Here is a 19,402-nt window from a genome sequence, read left to right on the forward strand (position 1 = left end):
CCTACAGCCAAAATCCTTGTCATCCCGGAAGCGCGTAGCGCTGTCCGGGACCCAGGGGCAAATGCATTGCGGCCGCCCCTGGGTCCCGGCTCTCCGCTTCGCCGCGGCCGGGATGACAAGGGTTTTTTACTCTTGCTTTAGCCCCCCAAAAGGTGGGGGCCGCCTCCCGCAAGACTAGGGGGCAAAGCGGGAGGCGGCGGCCAGACACCCTAGGCAAGGGGGGCGCACTTCAGGCGTCTGGCGGGGCGAGCGCGTCCAGGTCGGGTGACTCCCGAGCGAAGACAGGCCCTAACGCGGGAACTGGTAAAGGCGCGGTGCTCAGACCTTGAGGTCGAGCAGGCGCTTGTTCATCTCGTCGGCCACGCGAACCACCGCCGCATTGGCCTTGAAGTCGGTCGCGGCGCCGATCTGGTCGGTGCGCTCCTTGACGTAGTCGACTTCCCCAACACTTTCGGCGGCGTGGGCGTCCGAAGCCGCCACCCGCTGGGCCGAAGCGTTGAGCCGGTCGGCGGCGGCCATCATGCCCGAGGCGGCGATTGAGAGAGCCTGCATGGGGTGTCTCCGTTCTACGCCTTGGTTATCTGGCCGGTTGGGTTAAGACCTTACAACCAAAAATGGTAAAATTCACGACTTGGTCATCTTTTTTAGCGGCGGTTAACCTTTCGGCGGGACCTTTCCAGGCGACCTCGACAGGGTGAATCTTTCGCCAACCAAACCGCGCGCGAACGCCGTTGTCGCAAGGCGCGCGGCCAAGCAGCGGGGGCGAGGCGTCAACGGCGGTCTCCGCGCAAAACCTGTCCAACATTACAAAACGTTCAGGCTCGGCCGTATCGACAAGCCGTCATCGTCCCGACATGGTTCGCCCCTTCGCGGGCCGGGGGGCGGTCCGCTCCCCGGGAGTCTCTGTAGAAATGTCGTTCACGCGTCGTGTCGCGCTCGCCAGCGCCGCCCTGCTCATGGTGGCGCAACCGGTTCTCGCGGCCACACCGGCCAAGCCGGTCGCCATCGCCGAGAAGGCCGGCAAGAAGGCCGCGCCCGCCTCGGATTTCGTTCCTTCGCCCGAGGCCATCAAGGCCCACATGACCTTCCTGGCCGACGACCTGATGGAAGGCCGCGAGACCGGCACGCGCGGCTATGACATCGCCGCCAACTACGTCGCCGCCCAATACGCCCTGCTGGGCGTCAAGCCGGCCGGCGACAAGACGGCGACCGGCGTCTCGTACCAGCAGCACGTGCCGCTGATCGCCTTCCGCGGGGCCGGCGAGGGCGCGTTCGGCCTGACCGGCGCCGACGGCCAGACGCTCGCCCTGAAGTACGGCGAGGACTACCTGCCCAACCCGCAGGCCCAGTCAGCCGACCTCAAGGTCGACGCGCCGCTGGTCTTCGTCGGCTACGGCCTGGTCAATCCGGCCACGGGCCGCGACGACTACGCGGGCCTGGACGTGAAGGGCAAGATCGTCGTCATGCTGAACGGCGCCCCGTCGTCGCTGCAGACCGAGGAACGCGCCCATTTCAGCAACCCCAACACCAAGCGCCAGGAAGCCGCCAAGCGCGGCGCCATCGGCGTCGTCACCCTGTCGGGCCCCAGCGCCGAGAAGCGCCGTCCGTTCGCGGCCGGCGCCGGCATGATGCGCGGCTGGCGGGTGATCTGGCGCGACGCCAACGACGTCGGCGCCATCCGCGCGCCCAGCGCCCCGGCCCTGGCCTCGATCAGCCAGGCCGGCGCGGCCAAGCTGTTCGCCGGCGCCCCCGTGGCCCTGGCCGACGTGCTGGCCGAGTCCGAGAAGCCGGACGGCGCCGTCAAGGGCTTCGCCCTGACCTCCAAGGCCAGCATCAACGTCAAGACCGAGATCGAGAAGCGCGAGAGCAGCAACGTCGTCGGCCTGATCGAGGGCGCGGATCCGGCCCTGAAGGCCCAGACGATCATCCTGTCGGCGCACCTGGACCACATCGGCGTCCGCGAGAACGCCAAGCCCGGCGAGGACAAGATCAACAACGGCGCGCTCGACAACGCCTCGGGCATCGCCACCCTGCTGGAGGTCGCGCGCGGCTTCAAGAACAGCAAGGTCAAGCCCAAGCGCTCGATCATCCTGCTGGCCGTCACCGGCGAGGAGAAAGGCCTGGTCGGCTCGGACTACTTCGCCAACAACCCGACCGTGAAGAAGACCGACATCGCCGCCGACGTGAACCTGGACATGCCGGTGCTGCTGTACCCGTTCACCGACGTGATCGCGTTCGGCGCCGACCGCTCGACCATCGGCGAGGCCGTCAAGCACGCCGCCGGCCGCGTGGGCGTCGCGCTTTCCGGCGACCCGCTGCCGGAAGAGGGCCTGTTCACCCGCTCGGACCACTACCGCTTCGTCGAGCAGGGGATCCCGTCGGTGTTCCTGATGACCGGCTTCCAGAACGGCGGCGAGGCGGCCTTCAAGGGCTTCCTGAAGGGCAATTACCACCACCCGGGCGATGATCTGAACCAGCCGATCGACTACCAGGCGGCCGCCAAGTTCGCCCTGGTGAACTACGAGATCGCCCGCGAGCTGGCCAACATCCCGGCCCGCCCGGTCTGGAAGAAGGGCGACTTCTTCGGCGGCACGTTCGCGCCGGCGGGGCATCCGTCCGCGGCGAAGTAGATCGCCACATTGTAGCACCCCCATATCCGTTCTCCCCGGCGAAAGCCGGGGCCCAGATGGAAGAGCGCTGGGTGGGCTCAAGAAACTCTGAGCCCGTCCAATCATCCCCAGCGCCATGAGATCTGGGTCCCGGCTTTCGCCGGGAAGACGGGGATGAGGAAAACAGGATTTGGAATTGACCCGGAGGGCGGCGGAAGGGATTCTGCCGCCCTCCTTCGTTTCGACCCGGATATCCTCGCACCGTGACCGCCCGCACCGGCGCCTTCCTGAAGATCGGCGTGATCGCGCCGGCCATCATGGTGGCCGACGTCGCGCTGGCCCAGCGCCTGTTCCCGGGCTTCGACGCCGGGGCCCAGTTCATCAGCGAGCTGGGCGGCCCCAAGGCCCCCCTGCCCGAGATCTTCAACTACGGCATGATGATCGCTGGTATCGCGGGCCTGCTGGCCGGCGCCGGCTTCACCCACGCCCTGGAGCACGCCGGCGGCCGGCGGCGGGTCTCGGCCTTCGCGGGACTGTTCGTGGCGCTGACGGGCCTGGGCGCCTTCTTCGCCGGGGTGTTCCACTGGCCCGATCCCATGCATCGCGCCTGCGGCGTCGGCCTGGCCATGCAGTTCGCGCCGCTGTTCACCGCCTGGGCCCTGTGGGGCAAGCCGGGCTATCGGCGGCTGGCCCAGTTCTCACTGGGCTGGTTCTTCGGCCTGCTGCTGGTCTTCGCCCTGCTGACCGGGGTCTGGAACGTCCGCACCGGCTACGACGTCGGCTACTGGCAGCGCGGCCACGCGTTCCTGGGCCTGCTGTGGCTGGCCATCGCCGCCTGGAGCCTGGAGAAGGGGTGGAAGGCGAGCGCGCTGGCGACCGAGCCGGCGGCCGTCTAGGGTCTCCCCACAACGGGAGAACACCCACCATGACCGGATATCGTTTCGCGACCCTAGGATTGGCCGCCCTGGTCCTGACCGCCTGCTCGCAACAGAAGACCGAGGATCAGCCGGCCGCCACGCCGCCCCCGGCCGTGGGCGACGAGACCCGCACGCCGGCGGTGGCGCCCGCCGTCCCGGCCCCCGTGGCCGCCGCCCCCGTCCCCGCGGAAGGTGGAACCATCGGCGGCGACGGCTCGCAGATCCAGCTGTCGGACCTCACCCTCGCCGACCAGCAGGCCCATCCGCTGAAGGGAGAGCTGAGCTGCCATTTCCGCGACAAGGCCGGCGCCCTGCTGCTGGTCGCCTCGGGCTTCTCGGGCGTCAAGGAGCCCGGCTTCGGCCTGGTCAAGGTGCTGGACTCCGTCGAGCAGGTCGTCGCGCCGGGCGGCTACGACGCCATGGTCAAAGGTACGGCCCTAAGCGGCCAGGGCAAGACGGTGACCATCGCCATCACCGGTCCGGCGACTGGCGGCGGCGAGTCCCCGCCCTACCCGGCCACCCTGACCTACGACCGCGCCGACGGCGCCAAGCGGGTGTTCGTCGGGACCTGGACGTGCGGGCCGTAGGCCTTGCCCAGGCTCCGGCTCCGGCTCCGGCTCGTCGCCAAAAATGCGTAAAAACAGGAAACGGCGCGGCGGCGGTCCCTACTCCCCCGGCTCCATCGGTGTGGGGTCGCCGTCGTGCGAGATCAGCACGGCCAGCCAGCGCAGGTCATCGTACTGGGCCAGGCCGTACATCAGGGCCAGGGTCAGCGGGATGGCCAGGAACGCGCCCGGCACGCCCCACAGCACCGTCCACATGCCCACGGCGATCAGGCTGGCGGCCGGGTCGATGTTCTGACTGTCGGCCTGCATCTTGGGCAGCACCAGATTGCCGACGACCGACGAGACGATCTGGATGCCGATGAAGACGGCGATCGCCGGCGTCAGGCTGGGGAACTGCAGCAGGGCGAACAGGGTCGGCCCGACGCTGCCGGCCAGCACGCCCAGCACCGGCAGGTACGAGAACAGGAAGATCACCAGGCTCCAGAACAGGGCGTTGTCCAGGCCCACGGCGAACATCACCACGCCCGAACCGACCGCGATCATCAGGCCGGTGACCGACTGGACGTACATGTAGCTCTCGACGCCCGAGAAGCTGCGCTCCAGCACCGAGGCTAGGCCCCGCCCGCCGCGCGCGGCGACGATCCGGTCGACCCGCTTTTCGATCATCGGCTTGGAGATCAGCAGGAAGAACAGGAAGATCAGGGTCAGGCCCAGGCCCGCCGAGGCGTCCTGGACGCTGCCCAGCAAGCGGTCGGCCAGGGGACCAAGCTCGACCTTCTGGGCCAGGGCCTCCAGACTCAGGGTCCCGCCGCCCGGCAGGCGGATCAGGGCCAGCAGCTGGTCGATGCGCGCCAGCATGGCCGGCATCTCGGCGACGATCCGCGAGGCGCCCTCGACCACCATCGCCATGCTGGCGACGATGATCCCGCCCAGGATCACGGCGGTGATGGCGAACACCATCCAGCGCCGCGCCCTGGGCAGCAGCCGCACGACCCGGTCGCTCAGCGAGACGATCAGGATGGCCAGGACGAGGGCCAGGGCGAAGGGCCACAGCACGGCGCGAAACACGTACAGCAGGGCCGAGGCCGCGGCGAAGTTCACCAGGAACGATGTGCCCGTCTTGCTCACTTGATCTCCGCGCGTCCGGTTCGAAGGCGATCATCCCGCACGGGCGACAGGCTTTCCCTAGCCAAGGCGCCCGCCGCCACGCGCGCCTACCGCCAGGCGTAGTTGAAGCTGACGCTGATCCGCTGCTCGTCGGCCTGGTTGGTGGTCACCTCGTGGCGCAGCCAGCTCTCCCACATCAGCACCGTGCCGGTCGACGGCTTGACGTAGATGAACGGCCGCAGGGTCTCGGGCGCGTCGTCGGCGCGGGTCGGGGCGGCCATCATCATCGGCAGGCGCGGATCCTCGAACTTCAGGGCCGAGGCGCCCGGCGGGATGGTGATGTAGATCGTGCCGGAGATGACGCTGTGCGGGTGGATGTGGCCGCTGTGCGAGCCGCCCGGCTCCAGGATGTTGATCCACAGGCTGTCCATGACCAGCTTGCCGCCGGACAGGTCGAAGGCCAGATCCTTGGCGAAGGCCGCCGCGTGCCTGTCCAGCTTCTTCTTCAGCGTCTCGAACAGGCTGTCGCGCTGCGGCAGGTCGTTCAGCGAGGCGTAGGACGTGTAGCCCAGATAGCCCTTGTTATAGGCCCAGGCCTGGCCGGCCTCGTCGTCCTCGGCGATGGCGATGCAGGCGTCGTGCAGCTCGTCGAGGAACGCCTCGGCGTCCTTCTCGCCGGCGAGGCTGGCTTCATAGAGCGGCGTGACGAAGAGCGGGCGCGTGGTCATGGAGCGCGGCGTAGTCCACCGGGCTCGGAGATGTCAAAGACACTTTCTAGTTGTTCAAAAATAAGACTAGTGTCAGGGTAGCATATCAGCGTTCTTCCAAAAGGGGCGGAGGATGCGTTCTATCGCTGTTCGGACAATGATCCTGCTGGTGGCCGCCAGCCTTGGAGGCTGCGCCGGAGGGTTCAAGGGTTCGCCTGACACGACGATCGCGGCGGCTGCGGTCTCGGCCTGTCCGGTAACCGCCAAGGGCGCGGCGCCGAGCCGAACCGCCTATGACAAGGAAACCATCGACGCCAAGCGCGGCGCGGCGCGAAACGCCTTCATCGACAGCTGCCTGGCGGCGATCGACACCAGCTACGGCGTGTTCGCCCAGGGCCTATCGAGTGACCAGAAGACCTTCGCCGTCGGGTCCGATTTGGCGACGTCCGGCCTCGCGGCGGCGGCCACCCTGGCCAAGAGCGCGCGCACCAAGACCCACCTGACGACCTATGCCAGCCTCGTCCTGGGCCTGCGCGGCAGCGTCGACAAGGAACTGTTCCTCAGCAAGACGCTCCCGGTGCTCATCAGCCAGATGGACGCTTCGCGCAACGTGGTCCTGGCGCGCATCGTTCAGGGCAAGACCCGGACGGACGCGGACTATTCCCTGGACGCGGCGCTGTCGGACCTGAAAGCCTACTACGCGGTCGGCACCTTGAACGGCGCCCTGACCCAGGTCGCCAACGACGCCGGCGTCAAGAACCAGGCGGCCGTCGAGGAGATCACCCGGATCAACCGATACAAGTCCACCGCCGACGACACCTCCGACAAGATCAACACCTATCTGGCGGTCGGCACGGACAACTTCGTGACCCGCCTCGATCTCGTCGCCGACTGCTCGCCGTCGGCCCACAAGATGACGAGCCAGAACGACAAGCGCCGCGAGGTGGCCCACGTGCTTGAGGCGGGAACCCGTGAGGAGCGCGTCGAGATCATCGGCTGCCTGAAGGGCAGGAACCAGGCCGTCAACTAGGAGGGATCCCATGGCCGAGACGCCCAGCCACAGCACGAAGGTCACCCAGGACGTCTATGAAGGCGTCGCCGAAAGCCGTCGCCCGACCTTGATTGGCATCCTCTGGGCGTCGGGCGCGCTCAGGGTGGAAACCTTCAAGGCCGCCGACGGCACCTACACCGTGACGGCCACCTTCCCGGCGTGATTGACGCCCTCCCCGTCCGGGCGGATCATGAGTCCATGGCCGACGGCGAACTGACCCTCAAGATCGATGCGGCGCTCGCCGAGAGCCTGCGCGCCCGCGCCGAAGCGGCGGGGCGGAGTGTCGAGGCGTATGCCTATGAGTTGCTCGCGTTCGGAAACACTCAAGGCTTCGAAGACAACAACGCCGCCTGGGACGAGATAGATCGCATCGTCGACGAGACCGATCGGCGGGGTGGTGTTCCTCTGGAGGATGTCGAGCGCTGGATGAAATCCTGGGGAACAGCCAAAGAGCTCCCCCCACCTGAAGCCCGTCCGCGCACGCGCGAATGAAGCCTGTCGAATTTGCGCTGACCGCGAGGCGCGATCTCGACCGTCTACGCCTTTGGCTGGCGGAACGCGCGCCGAACGCCGCCGAGGACGCCGTCGAGACCTTGATTTCGGCGGCGAGATCACTCACGGAGTTTCCCGAGCGTGGGCGGCTTGTTAGATCCGGCCTACGCGAACTCGTTGTTCCATTCGGTTCGGCCGGTTACGTGCTCCGGTACGGCGTCAGACGGGATCGCGTCGTCATCGCCCGCGTCTTCCACAGCCTGGAAGATCGCTGAACGCGCCGGACTCGCCTATATCTGCCCCGTGACCGATACGACGACCGACACCTCCGCCTCCCCCCGCCTGTCCGGCGCCGCCCTGATCAAGGACGAGGTCACGCGCCTGCCCGATGCGCCCGGTGTCTACCGGATGATCGGCGAGGCCGACGAAGTGCTCTATGTCGGCAAGGCCAAGAGCCTGAAGAAGCGCGTCGTCCAGTACGCGCAAGGCCGCTTCCACACCAACCGCATCGCCAACATGGTCGACGCCACGCGGGCCATGGAGTTCATCACCACCCGCACCGAAGCCGACGCCCTGCTGCTCGAGATCAACCTGATCAAGCAGCTGAAACCCCGCTTCAACGTGCTGCTGCGCGACGACAAGAGCTTCCCCGAGATCGTCATCCGCCGCGACCACGACGCTCCGCAGCTGCGCAAGCATCGCGGCGCCCACACCATCAAGGGCGACTATTTCGGGCCGTTCGCCAGCGCCTGGGCGGTGAACCGCACGCTGAACACTCTGCAGAAGGCGTTTCTTCTCCGCTCGTGCAGCGACAGCGTCTACGAGACGCGCGACCGCCCCTGCATGCTGCACCAGATCAAGCGCTGCGCCGCCCCCTGCACCGGCCTGATCGGCAAGGAAGACTACCAGGGCCTCGTCGACCAGGCGGAAGCCTTCCTCAGAGGCAAGTCCCGCGCGGTGATGTCCAGCATGGCCAAGCAGATGGAAGAGGCCGCCGAAGAGCTGGAGTTCGAGCGCGCCGCCCGCCTGCGCGACCGCATCCGCGCCCTCTCCAGCGTCGCCCAGGAGACCCAGATCAACCCCGAGACCGTGGACGAGGCCGACGTCGTGGCCCTGCACGTCGAGGGCGGCCAGGCCTGCGTGCAGGTGTTCTTCTTCCGGGCCGGCCAGAACTGGGGCAACCGCGCCTATTTCCCGCGCGTCACCGGCAATGTCGAGGAGGGCGTGGACGAGAGGGGCGAGACCACCACCGAGGAGCAGCGCATCCTTACCGCCTTCCTCGGCCAGTTCTACGACGACAAGCCGATCCCGCGCCTGATCCTGGCCAACCTGCAGCCGGCCGAGGCCGAGCTGCTGGCCGAGGCCTTCGCCCTGAAGAGCGGCCGCAAGGTCGAGATCGCCGTCCCCAAGCGCGGCGAGAAGGCCGACCTCGTTCAGCACGCCCTGACCAACGCCCGCGAGGCCCTCGGGCGAAAAATGGCCGAGGGCAGCGCCCAGACCAAGCTTCTGGCCGGCGTCGCCGAGGCCTTCAAGCTGGAGGCCCCGCCCGAGCGGATCGAGGTCTATGACAACAGCCACATCCAGGGCACCAACGCCGTCGGCGGCATGATCGTGGCCGGGCCCGAAGGCTTCATGAAGGGCCAGTACCGCAAGTTCAACATCAAGAGCACCGAGCTCACCCCCGGCGACGACTACGGCATGATGAAGGAAGTGCTGAAGCGCCGCTTCGCCCGCCTGGTCAAGGAGGAGGAAGAGGGCGACAGCGACAACCGCCCCGACCTCGTCCTGGTCGACGGCGGCAAGGGCCAGCTGGACGCGGCCCTGGAGATCATGGCCGACCTCGGCGTCGACGACATCGCCGTGGTCGGGGTGGCCAAGGGCCCCGACCGCGACGCCGGCCTGGAGCGCTTCTTCATTCCCGGCCAAACCCCGTTCATGCTCGAGCCCAAGTCGCCGGTGCTCTACTACCTGCAGCGCCTCCGCGACGAAGCCCACCGCTTCGCCATCGGCGCCCACCGCACCCGCCGGTCCATGGACCTGAAGAAGAACCCGCTCGACGAGATCGAAGGCGTCGGCCCGGGCCGCAAGAAGGCCCTGCTCCACGCGTTCGGCTCAGCCAAGGGCGTGGGTCGGGCGAGCGTGGAGGACCTGGTGAAGGTCGAGGGGGTCAGCTTGGCGTTGGCCGAGCGGATCCATGGGTTTTTCAGGAAGGGGTGAGGGCGCGATATCCCGATCGGCCCGGCCGCGACCGAGACCGAGACCGCGAATACTCATCGCCCAGGCCCTGGGCGATGAGCTGATTTTAGGTGGACGCCGCCGTCAGGCGTATTCGCGGAAATCGGCGTCGTCGACATCAGGACCGCCGTGGGTGAGATCAAGCGCGAAGCCTTTCGCGCGGGTCTGCTGGGCGGCCACCGACTGACGCGGGGCCGATGAGGCGGCGGACTTGCGGACGGTTGCCGCGGGGGGCCGCTTGGCGGCGGACCGCGGCGCAGATCGGCGCGCGGGCGCGCCATTGGCGTTGATCCGGAAGTACGCGATCGAGGCCTGCAACTCCTCGGACTGGGCGGCCAGTTCCTCGGAGGTGGCCGACATCTCTTCGGACGCGCTGGCGTTCTGTTGCGTGACCTTGTCCAACTGCTGGATGGCCTCGTTGATCTGCGAGGAGCCGATGTCCTGCTCGCGGCAGGCGGCGCTGATCTCGGCGACCAGTTCGGCGGTCTTGCGAATATTGGGGACCAGCTCGGTCAGCATGTCGCCTGCGGACTGGGCGGCCTTGACGGTGTCGGACGACACGGCGCTGATCTCGGAGGCGGCGGTCTGGCTGCGTTCGGCCAGCTTGCGCACTTCCGAGGCCACGACCGCGAAGCCGCGACCGTGTTCGCCAGCGCGAGCGGCTTCGACGGCGGCGTTCAAGGCCAGCAGGTCGGTCTGGCGAGCGATCTCCTGCACGATGGTGATCTTCTCGGCGATCGTGCGCATCGCGTCGACGGCGCGGTTGACCGCGTCGCCCGAGGTCGCGGCGTCGATCGCCGACTGGCGAGCGATCTTCTCGGTCTGCATGGCGTTGTCGGCGTTCTGCTTGATGTTGGCCGACATCTCTTCCATCGAAGCCGAAGCCTGTTCGGCGGCCGTGGCCTGTTCGGTCGCGCCCTGGCTCATCTGCTCCGAGGTCACCGACAGCTCCTGGCTGCCGGCCGAGACGTTCTCGGAAGCGGCGATGGCGTCGGCGACCACGCCGCGCAGGCGCTCCACCATGCGCTCCAGGGCCAGGCCCAGGGTGTCCCTGTTCGACAGCGGCGTGGGTTGGACGGTCAGGTCGCCATCGGCGACCTGGTCGGCAAGCGCCGCGGTGTCGCGAAGATTGGCGACCATGGCGCGCAGCGAAAGGCTCAGCGTGTCCTTGTCCGACCGCGGCTTGACGTCGACGGAGAGATCGCCTTCGGCCACCTTGTCGACCATGGAGGCGCTTTCGCGCAGGCTGCCGACCATACTGCGCAGGGAAAGACCCAGCGTATCCTTGTCCGACAGCGGCTTGATCTCGACCGAGAGGTCGCCAGCGGAGACCTGGTCGGCAAGCGCCGCGGTAGCCTTCAGATTGTCGGTCATGCCGTTGAACGTGTCGACCAAGTCCTTGATTTCGTCATTGGAGTTGATCTCGACGCGCTGGCTCAGGTCGCCGATGCCCACGGCGTTGGCGACCAACTTCAACCGGCTCAGGCCCGTGCTGATGCCGAGCGCGATCCAGAGCGCCGCGCCGACCGCGCCGAGCAGCGAGAGAACCGACATCCCGATCAGCAGGTTACGGGTGGCGGCGAAATCGGCGTCGGCCTTGGCGGTCGCGGTTTCCAGCTGGGCCTTCGACAGCTCGACCAGTTCCTCCACGCGGGCGCCGGCCTCGACCACGACCTTGCGACCTTCGCCCATCGACAGAGCCGAGGCTTCGACATCATGGCCGGCGATCGCCATCGACAGGATGCGGCCATGGACCTCCATCATCTGATCGAAGGCCCCACCCAGAGCCCGCCACTTCGGCCTGCCCTCGGCCGTGGCCAGGCCTTCGGCCTTGGTCAGCAGGGCGTCGAACGCCTGGCGCTCCTTTTCGATGGAGGTTTCAAGCTTGTTCACCTCCTCGGGAGAGCCGACGAGGATCATGTTCTTTTCGGAGCGCACGACGTTCAGCAGGTGGATGTTGAGCTGCTGGGCCGCTTCCAGGCGCATCGCCGGACCGTCCACCACGTCGTCGAGAGCCTTGTTCGTCTTGGCCAGATTGGTGACGCCTAAGACGTTGCCGATGAGCAGCAGGGCGATCACGAACCCGAAGGCTAGGCCGAGCTTAAGTTTGATGGTCAGACGCATGGGATACTCCGGGCGATCAGCGTTGGGCGGTGGGGAGGGGGGTGACGGGAACCAGCGTCTCGGGCAGCAGGTCCAGGACCTCGCGCACATAGCCGGCCAACGGGATCGAACGACCGCCTGCTGCGGCCGTCCGCCGAGCAGACTCGATCAGCTGAATGAATTTAGAACCCGCCTCCTCGAGGCCGATCTCGATCCTAGTTGAACTTTCGCGCTCGAAAGCTGCGAACATAGTATATTTCATGTTATCCAAAAACAGGATAACCGAACTCTCGAATTCGCTCGACATACCCACCCCTCAGAGCAAATATAGTCCGCTGACAGAACGAATCTATACCTGAAATTTAAGATGCAACCTCCAAGTTTAAATTAGAGTAAACTCTGCAACCCGAAGCGCCCGGCCTCCTCGCGAGACGCTTCCAGACGGCATCGATTTTCCCCCAACTATAAGTTTAGCTTGCGTTTTTCGCGCTCAAAGCCTTGGCCCGAACTGTTTGGTGGCGGGGGGTCGGGAGGCGCCTCCGATGAACGTCGAGATGGTCGAGCGGGTGACGATCGACGCCGCCGCGCTCTCCGCCACCTGAAAGAACACCGTTCTTCGGCGCAACCAAAGCCCTCCGGCCTCGTTTGTTAACTTGAGTATTTTCAAGCGGGGACCGTCATGGACCATCAGGACCAAAAGACCTTCGAGCGCGATCTGGTCGCGCTGATTCCGCATCTGCGCGCCTTCGCCCGTTCGCTGTGCGGCGACGCCACCGCCGCCGACGACCTGGCGCAGGAGGCCGTGGCCAAGGCCTGGGCCAGCCGCAACAGCTTCGCCATGGGCACCAACATGAAGGCCTGGACCTTCATGATCCTGCGCAACCAGTTCTATTCGGAAAAGCGCCGCAGCTGGCGCTCGGTCGGCCTGGACCAGGAAACCGCCGAACGCACCCTGGTGGCCAACACCAATTTCGACGGCGCCATCGCCCTGGACGACCTGCGCCAGGCGATGCTGATGCTGCCCGAGAACCAGCGCGAGGCGCTGATCCTGATCGGCGCCGGCGGCTTCTCGTACGAGGAAGCGGCCGAGATCATCGGCGTCGCCGTCGGCACGGTGAAGAGCCGCGTCAGCCGCGCCCGTTCGGACCTGGTCCAGATCTTCGAGACCGGCAGCTACGAGCGTGACGGCAAGCCGGTGCACGAGGCCATGGGCTCGATGCTGCGGGCCCTGGAGCGCCTGGCGGCTTAGAGGCGGATTTCTCCTCCCCCTCTCCCCGAACTCCGATCTCCCCGGCCTTCGCCGGGGAAAACGGGTGTAGGTGGCTTTAGGTCAACCCCCGGCACACTCCGCAGAACGCCGCCACATCCCCCTCGTCGTGATAGATCGACAGCCCCACCCGCAGCACGTCGTCGCGGACGTCGGTCACCACGCCCTTTTCGGCCAGCGCCTGTTTCCAGGCGCTGGCTTTTTCGTGCCGCAGGGCCAGGAAGCGCGCCTGGGGGCCCTCGCCCGGCGGGTTCAGCGTCACGGCGTCCTTCAGCGGCCCGGCCTCGCCCTCGGCGATCCTGTCCAGCAGCAGCCGTTGCAGGCGCCCGACATGGGCCGCGATCGTCGCCGTGCTCAGGCCTTCGGCCTCCAGCATCCGGCCCGCCGCCACGAAGCGGTACAGCCCCGACGGATCGAAGGTCGCGCCCAGGAAGCGGCCGGCGTCGCGGACATAGCCGACTCCGCCCGGCGGGCCCTCCAGGTCGCCGAACTCGGCGTACCAGCCGGTCAGCACCGGGCGCGGACCAAAGCCCTCGGGCGCGTGCAGGAAGGCCGCGCCCTCCCCGGCCATGGCGTATTTGTAGCCGCCGGCGACATAGAAGATCCGGTCCGCGACGGCCGACAGGTCGGTCGGGACGGCGCGGAAGCCGTGATAGCCGTCGACCGCGACCCACGGCCCCTCGGGCCGGGCCAGCTCGGCCAGCTCCCAGACGCGCTCGAACACGAAGCCGGTCTTGAAGAACACGTGGCTGACGAAGATCAGGTCGTAGGTCCCGCTCCTGGCCGCGGACAGGAACCGCTCGACGAAGTCGGGGCGGTCGGTCTCGACCAGGGTCAGCTCGATCTCGCCGGCCTCGACCCAGCGCTGGGCCTGGCGGCGGAACGAGTGGAACTCGCCGTCGGTCGACAGGACGCGGATCGGCTGGCCGGCGGCGGGGCGCTCGATCGCCGACATCAGCACCGCCAGCAGGGCGTGGGTGTTGGGCGCGAAGACCACGCTGTCAGAGCTGGGCAGCGACAGCTCGCGGGCGACCAGGCCCTGAGCGGCCGGATAGACCTGGCCCAGCGCCTTGTCCCACTTGTGGTCGGCCAGGACGACCGCGTCCTCCCAGGCCTCGACCTGCCCGGCCAGGGTGGCGTCGGGCCACAGGTGATGGCTGTGGGCGGCCATGTGCAGGCGGCCAGGGACAGCGAGGGCCTTGGAAAACAGGTCCTTGCGCGCGGTCATCGGAGCCTGGTCCTCCCTCATAGTTTCGTTCTTAGGGACCACAGCTCGGGGAAGGCGCGGCGGCGCAGGGTCGAGGCCAGATACCCCACACCGTCGGTGCCGCCCGTCCCCGGCCGGCCGCCGATGATCCGCTCGACGGTCAGCACGTGCTTGTGCCGCCAGGTGACCAGGGCGTCGTCCAGGTCGACCAGCTTTTCGGCCAGCTGGTACAGCTCCCAATAGCGCTGCGGGTCGCGATAGACCTCCAGCCAAGCGGCCTCCACCTCGGGCGAGGGCGCGTAGGTCTGGCTGAAGTCGCGGTTCAATGCATTATCCGGCACGGCCAGGCCATGACGCGGAAGTTGGGCGATGGCCACGTCGTACAGGCTGGGCGCATCGAGCGCCGCCTGCAGCTGGCCCAGGGCCGAGGAGCCCTCCTCGTGGAACTTCAGGAAGCTCTGGTCCTTCAGGCCCAGCAGGTATTCCAGCGTCCGGAACTGGTGCGACTGGAAGCCCGAGGACGAACCCAGGTCGCCCCGGAAGCTCAGATAGTCGGCCGGCGTCATGGTCGCCAGCACGTCCCACGACAGGGTCATCACCGTCTGGATCCGCGACACCCGGGCCAGGGCCTTGTAGGCCGGCTCGACGTCGTGGGCCGCGATCAGCCGCTTGGCCAGCTCGACCTCGTGGATGATCTCCTTGAGCCACAGCTCCTTGGTCTGGTGGATGACGATGAACAGCAGTTCGTCGTGCCGGTCGCTCTGCGGCTTCTGGGCCGCGAGCAGTTCGTCCAGCGCCAGATAGCGCGCGTAGGTCATGTCTTTCGCCATGGACAACCCTATGCCGCTTTTCGCGGCGCCTCGCTACTCCGGGGCGGGGGCTGAGGCTCTCAACTTGTCATCCCGGAAGCGCGTAGCGCTGTCCGGGACCCAGGGGGTGAAGGAACACCGTGCGCGCCGCCCCTGGGTCCCGGCTCTACGCTGCGCTTCGGCCGGGATGACAAGAGTTTGGAGCGTTGGCTTTCCCGATGCTCCTCGGACGGCTGGCCGTCGGGGGCCGGCGCCTCTAGAATGACCCACCACAACCCGCACTCCCAGAAACCGCCTCAAGGAGCCCTGGCGTTTGAAAGCCTCGACTTGATCACGCAATACGGATGGTCCGACGCGCTGGCGCGGGACTTCAAGCCGCACGCCCGCGCCGGCTACGTTCCCGGGCGCGTCGTCGTCCAGCGGCGCGACGGCTATCTGGTGACCGCCGACCGGGGCGAGCTGCGCGCCAAGCTGTCCGGCCGTCTGCGCCACGAGGCCCGCGAGATCGGCCATCCCGCCGTCGGCGACTGGGTGGCGATGTCGGTCAACGCCGCCGAGCGCACCGCCACCATCCACGCCCTGCTGCCGCGCCGCACCGCCTTCATCCGCCGGGCCGCCGACAGCCTGCAGTCGCCGCAGGTCATCGCCGCCAATGTCGACCTGGCCTTCATCGTCACCTCGATGAACGGCGACCTCAATCCGCGCCGGATCGAGCGCTATCTGGCCGCGGCCTGGCAGAGCGGCGCGCGGCCGGTGATCGTGCTGACCAAGTCCGACCTCGTCGCCGAGACGGGACCCCAGACCGCGCAGATCGAGGCCCTGGCCGCCGGCTGCCCGGTGGTCAGCATCTCGGCGCGGCAAGGCGTCGGCCTCGACGCCCTGCTGGCCCATCTGGCGCCGGGCGAGACCTGCGTGCTGATCGGCTCGTCCGGGGTCGGCAAGTCCACCCTGGTCAATGTGCTGCTGGGCGAGCAGCGGATGGCGACCCAGGACGTCCGCGAAGGCGACGACAAGGGCCGCCACACCACCAGCCACCGCGAGCTCGTTTTGCTGCCCGGCGGCGGGCTGATCGTCGACACCCCCGGCGTGCGCGAGATCGGCCTGGTCGACGCCGAGCAAGGCGTCAGCGTGGTCTTCGACGACATCGAGCAGCTGACCCATAACTGCAAGTTCAGCGACTGCACCCACGCCAACGAACCCGGCTGCGCGGTGCGCGCGGCGATCGAGAGCGGAACGCTGGATCCCGACCGCTGGGCGCACTTCCAGAAGCTGGGGCTGGAGCTGGCCGCCATGGAGCAGAAGACCGAGCGCCTGGCCCGGGACGCCGAACGCCGCCGGCAAGGCGGGCTGCAGAAGGTCTATCGCGCCACCAAGAAGGACGTGCGCGGCGGGGCCGATCGCTGAACCGGCCGCGTCGCCGCACGATGTTCTCTCAGAATTTGGACCCTTCCCCGGGCCGAACGGGTTAGGGGTGGTGATTCCAGACTAAAGAGAGACCCTTGCCATGCCCGCTTTCACCATCGTCACGACCAGTGCGACCCAAGGCAGCGATGCGGCGGAGGTCAGCTCGCTGGCCGATGAGTTCGGCAGCGACAGCGAAGCCCTGGGCTATTCGCGCCGCATGGCCGACGAGATGCTCAGCATGGCCCATCAGCTTTCGCTGGACTTCGACTACAGCCATGTCGGCCTCTATGAAGGCGACCTGATCGACGAAGAGGTCGACCCCAGCCACGCCGCGTTCCTGGGCGCCTGGGTGCTGGACGAGGAAGGCATCGCCTTCCTGACGGCGGACGAATTCCGCGACGGGACCGACGAGACCGAGACGGAAGCCGAAGCTTCCTGACGAAATGGCCGTCGGCGACGCCGCATCAGGCGCGCCGGCGGCGCTTTCCCCTCCCCCTTCGCGTCTAACCCCGCTAAACCCTCCCTCATGGTTCAGTCGTCCGCGTCCGTCATCGCCGCGCCCCCCGTCGCGCCGCAAGCCGAGCTCCAAGCCGCGCTTCAGCCCGCGCCCGTCGCCACGCGCTCGCGCGTCGGCAAGACGCTGTCGATCGTCGCGCCCTGCTTCAACGAGCAGGAGGTCCTGGACATGTTCTTCGACCGCATCGACGCCGAGCTGGCCAAGCTGGGGGTCGACTACGAGATCGTCTGCGTCAACGACGGCAGCCGCGACCACACCCTGGCCGTGCTGCTGAAGCACCATCAGCGGGATCCGCGCATCAAGGTCATCAACCTGGCCCGCAACTTCGGCAAGGAGGTCGCCCTGTCGGCCGGCCTGGACGCGGTGACCGGCGACATGGTGGTGCCGATCGACTGCGACCTGCAGGACCCGCCCGAGCTGATCGGCCAGTTCATCGAGGCCTGGGAGGCCGGAGCCGACGTCGCCTATGGCGTGCGGGTCGACCGCAGCAGCGACACCTTCGTCAAGCGCCTGACGGCCCAGGGCTTCTACAAGGCCTTCAACCGGATGTCGGACGTCGACCTGCCCTACAACGCCGGCGACTACCGGCTGATGGACAGGCGGGTCGTCGACGTGCTGCGCCAGTTGCCCGAACGCAACCGCTTCATGAAGGGCCTGTTCGCCTGGGTCGGCTTCAAGCAGACGCCGATCCCCTACGCCCGCCCCGAGCGCGCGGCCGGGACCAGCTCGTTCCGCTACTGGAAGCTCTGGAACTTCGCCCTCGACGGCATCACCTCGTTCAGCACCGCCCCGATCCGGATCTGGAGCTATGTCGGCCTGATCGCCGGCCTGCTGGCGGCCTCGGCGGCGGTGTTCCTGGTGCTGCGCACCCTGCTGGAAGGCAACAAGGTCCCCGGCTACCCGTCGCTGATGGTGGTGATCCTGTCCGGCTTCGCCATCCAGATGCTGGCCATCGGCTCGCTGGGCGAGTACGTCGCCCGCATCTATCAGGAGGTGAAGGGCCGGCCGCTGTACGTGATCATGGACCGCTACGGCTTCGACGCGCGGAACCCGGAGACGTGAGCGCCCTGCTGACCCCGGCCCGGCGCGAGTTCCTGGTCTCGGCCCTGCGCTACGGCGTGGCCGGCGTGGCCAACACCCTGGTCGGCCTCTCCATCATCCTGGCCCTGGACGTCGGGCTGCATGTCGACCCGCACATCGCCAACGCCGTCGGCTACGCCGTCGGGGTCTGCGTGAGCTTCGCCCTGAGCAAGCTCTTCGTATTCAAGGCCCGCCGCGCCGCGCGCTCGGCGCCGCTGCGCTACGGCATGGCCGTGGCCGCGGCCTTCGCTCTGAACCAGGGCGTGCTGACCCTGGCCCGGATGGTATTGCCGCATGGCGCCCTGTTCGATGTCGCCGCCCAGGGCGCGGCCGTGGCAAGCTATACCGCCGCGCTCTTCCTGCTGAGCCATTTCTGGGTCTTCGCCCACCAACCCACCGCCGACCGGGACGCCGCATGGACCGCCTGATCTACGACCGCATCCGCGAGCTGGAGACCGACCACTGGTGGTTCGTCGGCCGCCGCAAGATCCTGCGCGGCCTGCTGCAGCGCCTGGCCCCGCCGGCCGGCGCGCGGATCCTGGAGGTCGGCTGCGGCGCGGGCGGCAATGTCCCGCTGCTGCGCGAGTTCGGCGACGTGAAGGCCCTGGAGCCGGACGACGAGTCGCGCGCCTACGCCTCCGAGCGCCTGGGCCTGGCGATCGACACCGGCCTGCTGCCGGACGGCCTGCCCTACGCGCCCGAGACCTTCGACCTGGTCTGCGCCTTCGACGTGGTCGAGCACGTCGATGACGACGCCGGCTCGGTGAGGGCCCTGGCCAGGCTGGTCAAGCCCGGCGGCGCGATCCTGACCACGGTGCCGGCCTATCAGTGGATGTGGAGCCACCACGACGTGCTGCACCACCACAAGCGCCGCTACCTGCTGCCGCGCTACCGCGCCCTGTTCGAGGATGCGGGCCTGAAGGTCGAGACCGCGACCTATTTCAACACCCTGCTGTTCCCGCTGGCGGCCGTGCAGCGCACCGCCAAGAAGCTGCTGAAGAACGACAGCGCCGACGACGCGATGCCGCCGTCCTGGCTGAACAAGGCCCTGGCCGGCGTGTTCTCGCTGGAGGCCCCCCTGGCGGTCGGCGGCGGCCTGCCCTTCGGCCTGTCGATCGCGGTGATCGCCCGGAAGGTTTAGCGAAATCGGCGGATCGTCCGCTGATTCAAACCCACCGTCATTCCCGCCCTTGTGGCGGGAACCCCTGGTTCAGCTGACACGTGAGATGCAAGCGGATCGCCAGCGATCCACCCCTCCCGCACCTGCGGCGGACAGAGGGGTTCCCGCCACAAGGGCGGGAATGACGGTGGTTATGGGCGTTGCGAGAATC

General features: G+C 67.8%; 20 protein-coding genes and 3 pseudogenes. 14 read left to right on the top strand and 9 right to left on the bottom strand.

Annotation, left to right across the window (positions count from 1 at the left end; translation table 11 throughout):
- Window positions 1-148: 148 nt before the first annotated feature.
- Window positions 149-259 (bottom strand): annotated as a pseudogene (locus AC1RNC_RS10065) (endonuclease domain-containing protein); the annotation flags it as partial.
- Window positions 260-318: 59 nt separating this feature from the next.
- Window positions 319-552, bottom strand: a complete 234-nt coding sequence (locus tag AC1RNC_RS10070) for a flagellar hook protein FlgE (RefSeq protein ID WP_492885858.1) — start codon at window positions 550-552, stop codon at window positions 319-321.
- 359 nt (window positions 553-911) lie between these two features.
- Here AC1RNC_RS10070 and AC1RNC_RS10075 point away from each other — a divergent pair, with 359 nt between their 5' ends.
- From AC1RNC_RS10075 to AC1RNC_RS10085, 3 genes and pseudogenes are all read left to right on the top strand, one after another.
- Window positions 912-2,630 carry a M20/M25/M40 family metallo-hydrolase gene (locus AC1RNC_RS10075; RefSeq protein ID WP_492885860.1) on the top strand — a complete coding sequence of 573 codons (1,719 nt, stop codon included), beginning with the start codon at window positions 912-914 and terminating at the stop codon, window positions 2,628-2,630.
- A gap of 175 nt (window positions 2,631-2,805) precedes the next feature.
- A pseudogene (locus AC1RNC_RS10080) lies at window positions 2,806-3,505 on the top strand (DUF998 domain-containing protein).
- 29 nt (window positions 3,506-3,534) lie between these two features.
- On the top strand, window positions 3,535-4,113 hold the full coding sequence (locus AC1RNC_RS10085; protein ID WP_492885862.1) for a hypothetical protein: 579 nt from the start codon (window positions 3,535-3,537) through the stop codon (window positions 4,111-4,113).
- Between the two features lie 78 nt (window positions 4,114-4,191).
- Here AC1RNC_RS10085 and AC1RNC_RS10090 read toward each other — a convergent pair whose 3' ends face one another.
- Together AC1RNC_RS10090 and AC1RNC_RS10095 are read right to left on the bottom strand one after the other, a co-directional pair.
- The gene (locus AC1RNC_RS10090; protein ID WP_492885864.1) at window positions 4,192-5,220 is read right to left on the bottom strand and encodes an AI-2E family transporter; all 1,029 of its coding nucleotides are present in this window, start codon (window positions 5,218-5,220) and stop codon (window positions 4,192-4,194) included.
- Between the two features lie 86 nt (window positions 5,221-5,306).
- On the bottom strand, window positions 5,307-5,927 hold the full coding sequence (locus AC1RNC_RS10095; RefSeq protein WP_492839805.1) for a TIGR02466 family protein: 621 nt from the start codon (window positions 5,925-5,927) through the stop codon (window positions 5,307-5,309).
- 112 nt (window positions 5,928-6,039) lie between these two features.
- Here AC1RNC_RS10095 and AC1RNC_RS10100 point away from each other — a divergent pair, with 112 nt between their 5' ends.
- From AC1RNC_RS10100 to uvrC, 5 genes are read left to right on the top strand one after another with little or no spacing between them, the layout of a single operon-like run.
- On the top strand, window positions 6,040-6,936 hold the full coding sequence (locus AC1RNC_RS10100) for a hypothetical protein (protein WP_492885866.1): 897 nt from the start codon (window positions 6,040-6,042) through the stop codon (window positions 6,934-6,936).
- A 10-nt stretch (window positions 6,937-6,946) separates the two neighbouring features.
- Entirely contained in the window at window positions 6,947-7,120 is a 174-nt protein-coding gene (locus AC1RNC_RS10105) for a hypothetical protein (RefSeq protein WP_492839807.1), read from the top strand.
- Between the two features lie 35 nt (window positions 7,121-7,155).
- Window positions 7,156-7,449, top strand: coding sequence for an antitoxin (locus tag AC1RNC_RS10110; protein WP_492885868.1), 294 nt, complete (start codon window positions 7,156-7,158; stop codon window positions 7,447-7,449).
- Window positions 7,446-7,724 (top strand): type II toxin-antitoxin system RelE/ParE family toxin, encoded by a 279-nt coding sequence (locus AC1RNC_RS10115; protein ID WP_492885870.1) that lies wholly within the window; start codon window positions 7,446-7,448, stop codon window positions 7,722-7,724. The genes AC1RNC_RS10110 and AC1RNC_RS10115 overlap by 4 nt, the downstream gene beginning before the upstream one ends.
- A 19-nt stretch (window positions 7,725-7,743) precedes the next feature.
- Window positions 7,744-9,666, top strand: a complete 1,923-nt coding sequence (uvrC, locus tag AC1RNC_RS10120; RefSeq protein ID WP_492886563.1) for an excinuclease ABC subunit UvrC — start codon at window positions 7,744-7,746, stop codon at window positions 9,664-9,666.
- 102 nt (window positions 9,667-9,768) lie between these two features.
- On the opposite strand, the gene AC1RNC_RS10125 is transcribed toward uvrC, so the two are convergent.
- Window positions 9,769-11,808 (bottom strand): HAMP domain-containing methyl-accepting chemotaxis protein, encoded by a 2,040-nt coding sequence (locus tag AC1RNC_RS10125; RefSeq protein WP_492885872.1) that lies wholly within the window; start codon window positions 11,806-11,808, stop codon window positions 9,769-9,771.
- A gap of 16 nt (window positions 11,809-11,824) precedes the next feature.
- Window positions 11,825-12,094 (bottom strand): hypothetical protein, encoded by a 270-nt coding sequence (locus tag AC1RNC_RS10130; RefSeq protein WP_492885874.1) that lies wholly within the window; start codon window positions 12,092-12,094, stop codon window positions 11,825-11,827.
- A 372-nt stretch (window positions 12,095-12,466) separates the two neighbouring features.
- On the opposite strand from AC1RNC_RS10130, the gene AC1RNC_RS10135 reads away from it, so the two are divergent.
- Window positions 12,467-13,036 carry a sigma-70 family RNA polymerase sigma factor gene (locus AC1RNC_RS10135; protein ID WP_125155676.1) on the top strand — a complete coding sequence of 190 codons (570 nt, stop codon included), beginning with the start codon at window positions 12,467-12,469 and terminating at the stop codon, window positions 13,034-13,036.
- Between the two features lie 76 nt (window positions 13,037-13,112).
- Here the strand turns inward: AC1RNC_RS10135 and AC1RNC_RS10140 are convergent, their stop codons facing one another.
- Together AC1RNC_RS10140 and AC1RNC_RS10145 are read right to left on the bottom strand one after the other, a co-directional pair.
- Window positions 13,113-14,303 (bottom strand): aminotransferase class V-fold PLP-dependent enzyme, encoded by a 1,191-nt coding sequence (locus tag AC1RNC_RS10140; protein ID WP_492885876.1) that lies wholly within the window; start codon window positions 14,301-14,303, stop codon window positions 13,113-13,115.
- A complete protein-coding gene (locus tag AC1RNC_RS10145) occupies window positions 14,300-15,091 on the bottom strand; it encodes a tryptophan 2,3-dioxygenase (protein WP_492839814.1) in 792 nt (263 codons plus the stop codon). Before AC1RNC_RS10145 ends, AC1RNC_RS10140 begins: the two co-directional genes overlap by 4 nt.
- A 306-nt stretch (window positions 15,092-15,397) precedes the next feature.
- Between AC1RNC_RS10145 and rsgA the strand changes: the two genes are divergently transcribed.
- The 5 genes from rsgA to AC1RNC_RS10170 all read left to right on the top strand — a co-directional run bounded on the left by rsgA (window position 15,398) and on the right by AC1RNC_RS10170 (window position 19,212).
- On the top strand, window positions 15,398-16,474 hold the full coding sequence (gene rsgA / locus AC1RNC_RS10150) for a ribosome small subunit-dependent GTPase A (RefSeq protein ID WP_492885878.1): 1,077 nt from the start codon (window positions 15,398-15,400) through the stop codon (window positions 16,472-16,474).
- A gap of 100 nt (window positions 16,475-16,574) precedes the next feature.
- Window positions 16,575-16,913, top strand: coding sequence for a hypothetical protein (locus AC1RNC_RS10155; RefSeq protein ID WP_492885880.1), 339 nt, complete (start codon window positions 16,575-16,577; stop codon window positions 16,911-16,913).
- An 87-nt stretch (window positions 16,914-17,000) separates the two neighbouring features.
- A complete protein-coding gene (locus AC1RNC_RS10160) occupies window positions 17,001-18,053 on the top strand; it encodes a glycosyltransferase family 2 protein (protein WP_492885882.1) in 1,053 nt (350 codons plus the stop codon).
- The gene (locus AC1RNC_RS10165) at window positions 18,050-18,499 is read left to right on the top strand and encodes a GtrA family protein (RefSeq protein WP_492885884.1); all 450 of its coding nucleotides are present in this window, start codon (window positions 18,050-18,052) and stop codon (window positions 18,497-18,499) included. Before AC1RNC_RS10160 ends, AC1RNC_RS10165 begins: the two co-directional genes overlap by 4 nt.
- Window positions 18,487-19,212 (top strand): class I SAM-dependent methyltransferase, encoded by a 726-nt coding sequence (locus AC1RNC_RS10170; protein ID WP_492885886.1) that lies wholly within the window; start codon window positions 18,487-18,489, stop codon window positions 19,210-19,212. The genes AC1RNC_RS10165 and AC1RNC_RS10170 overlap by 13 nt, the downstream gene beginning before the upstream one ends.
- A gap of 29 nt (window positions 19,213-19,241) precedes the next feature.
- Here the strand turns inward: AC1RNC_RS10170 and AC1RNC_RS10175 are convergent.
- Window positions 19,242-19,379 (bottom strand): annotated as a pseudogene (locus AC1RNC_RS10175) (hypothetical protein); the annotation flags it as partial.
- Between the last annotated feature and the right edge of the window lie 23 nt (window positions 19,380-19,402).

The organism is Caulobacter sp. GW822-FHT01G02 (assembly GCF_058802865.1).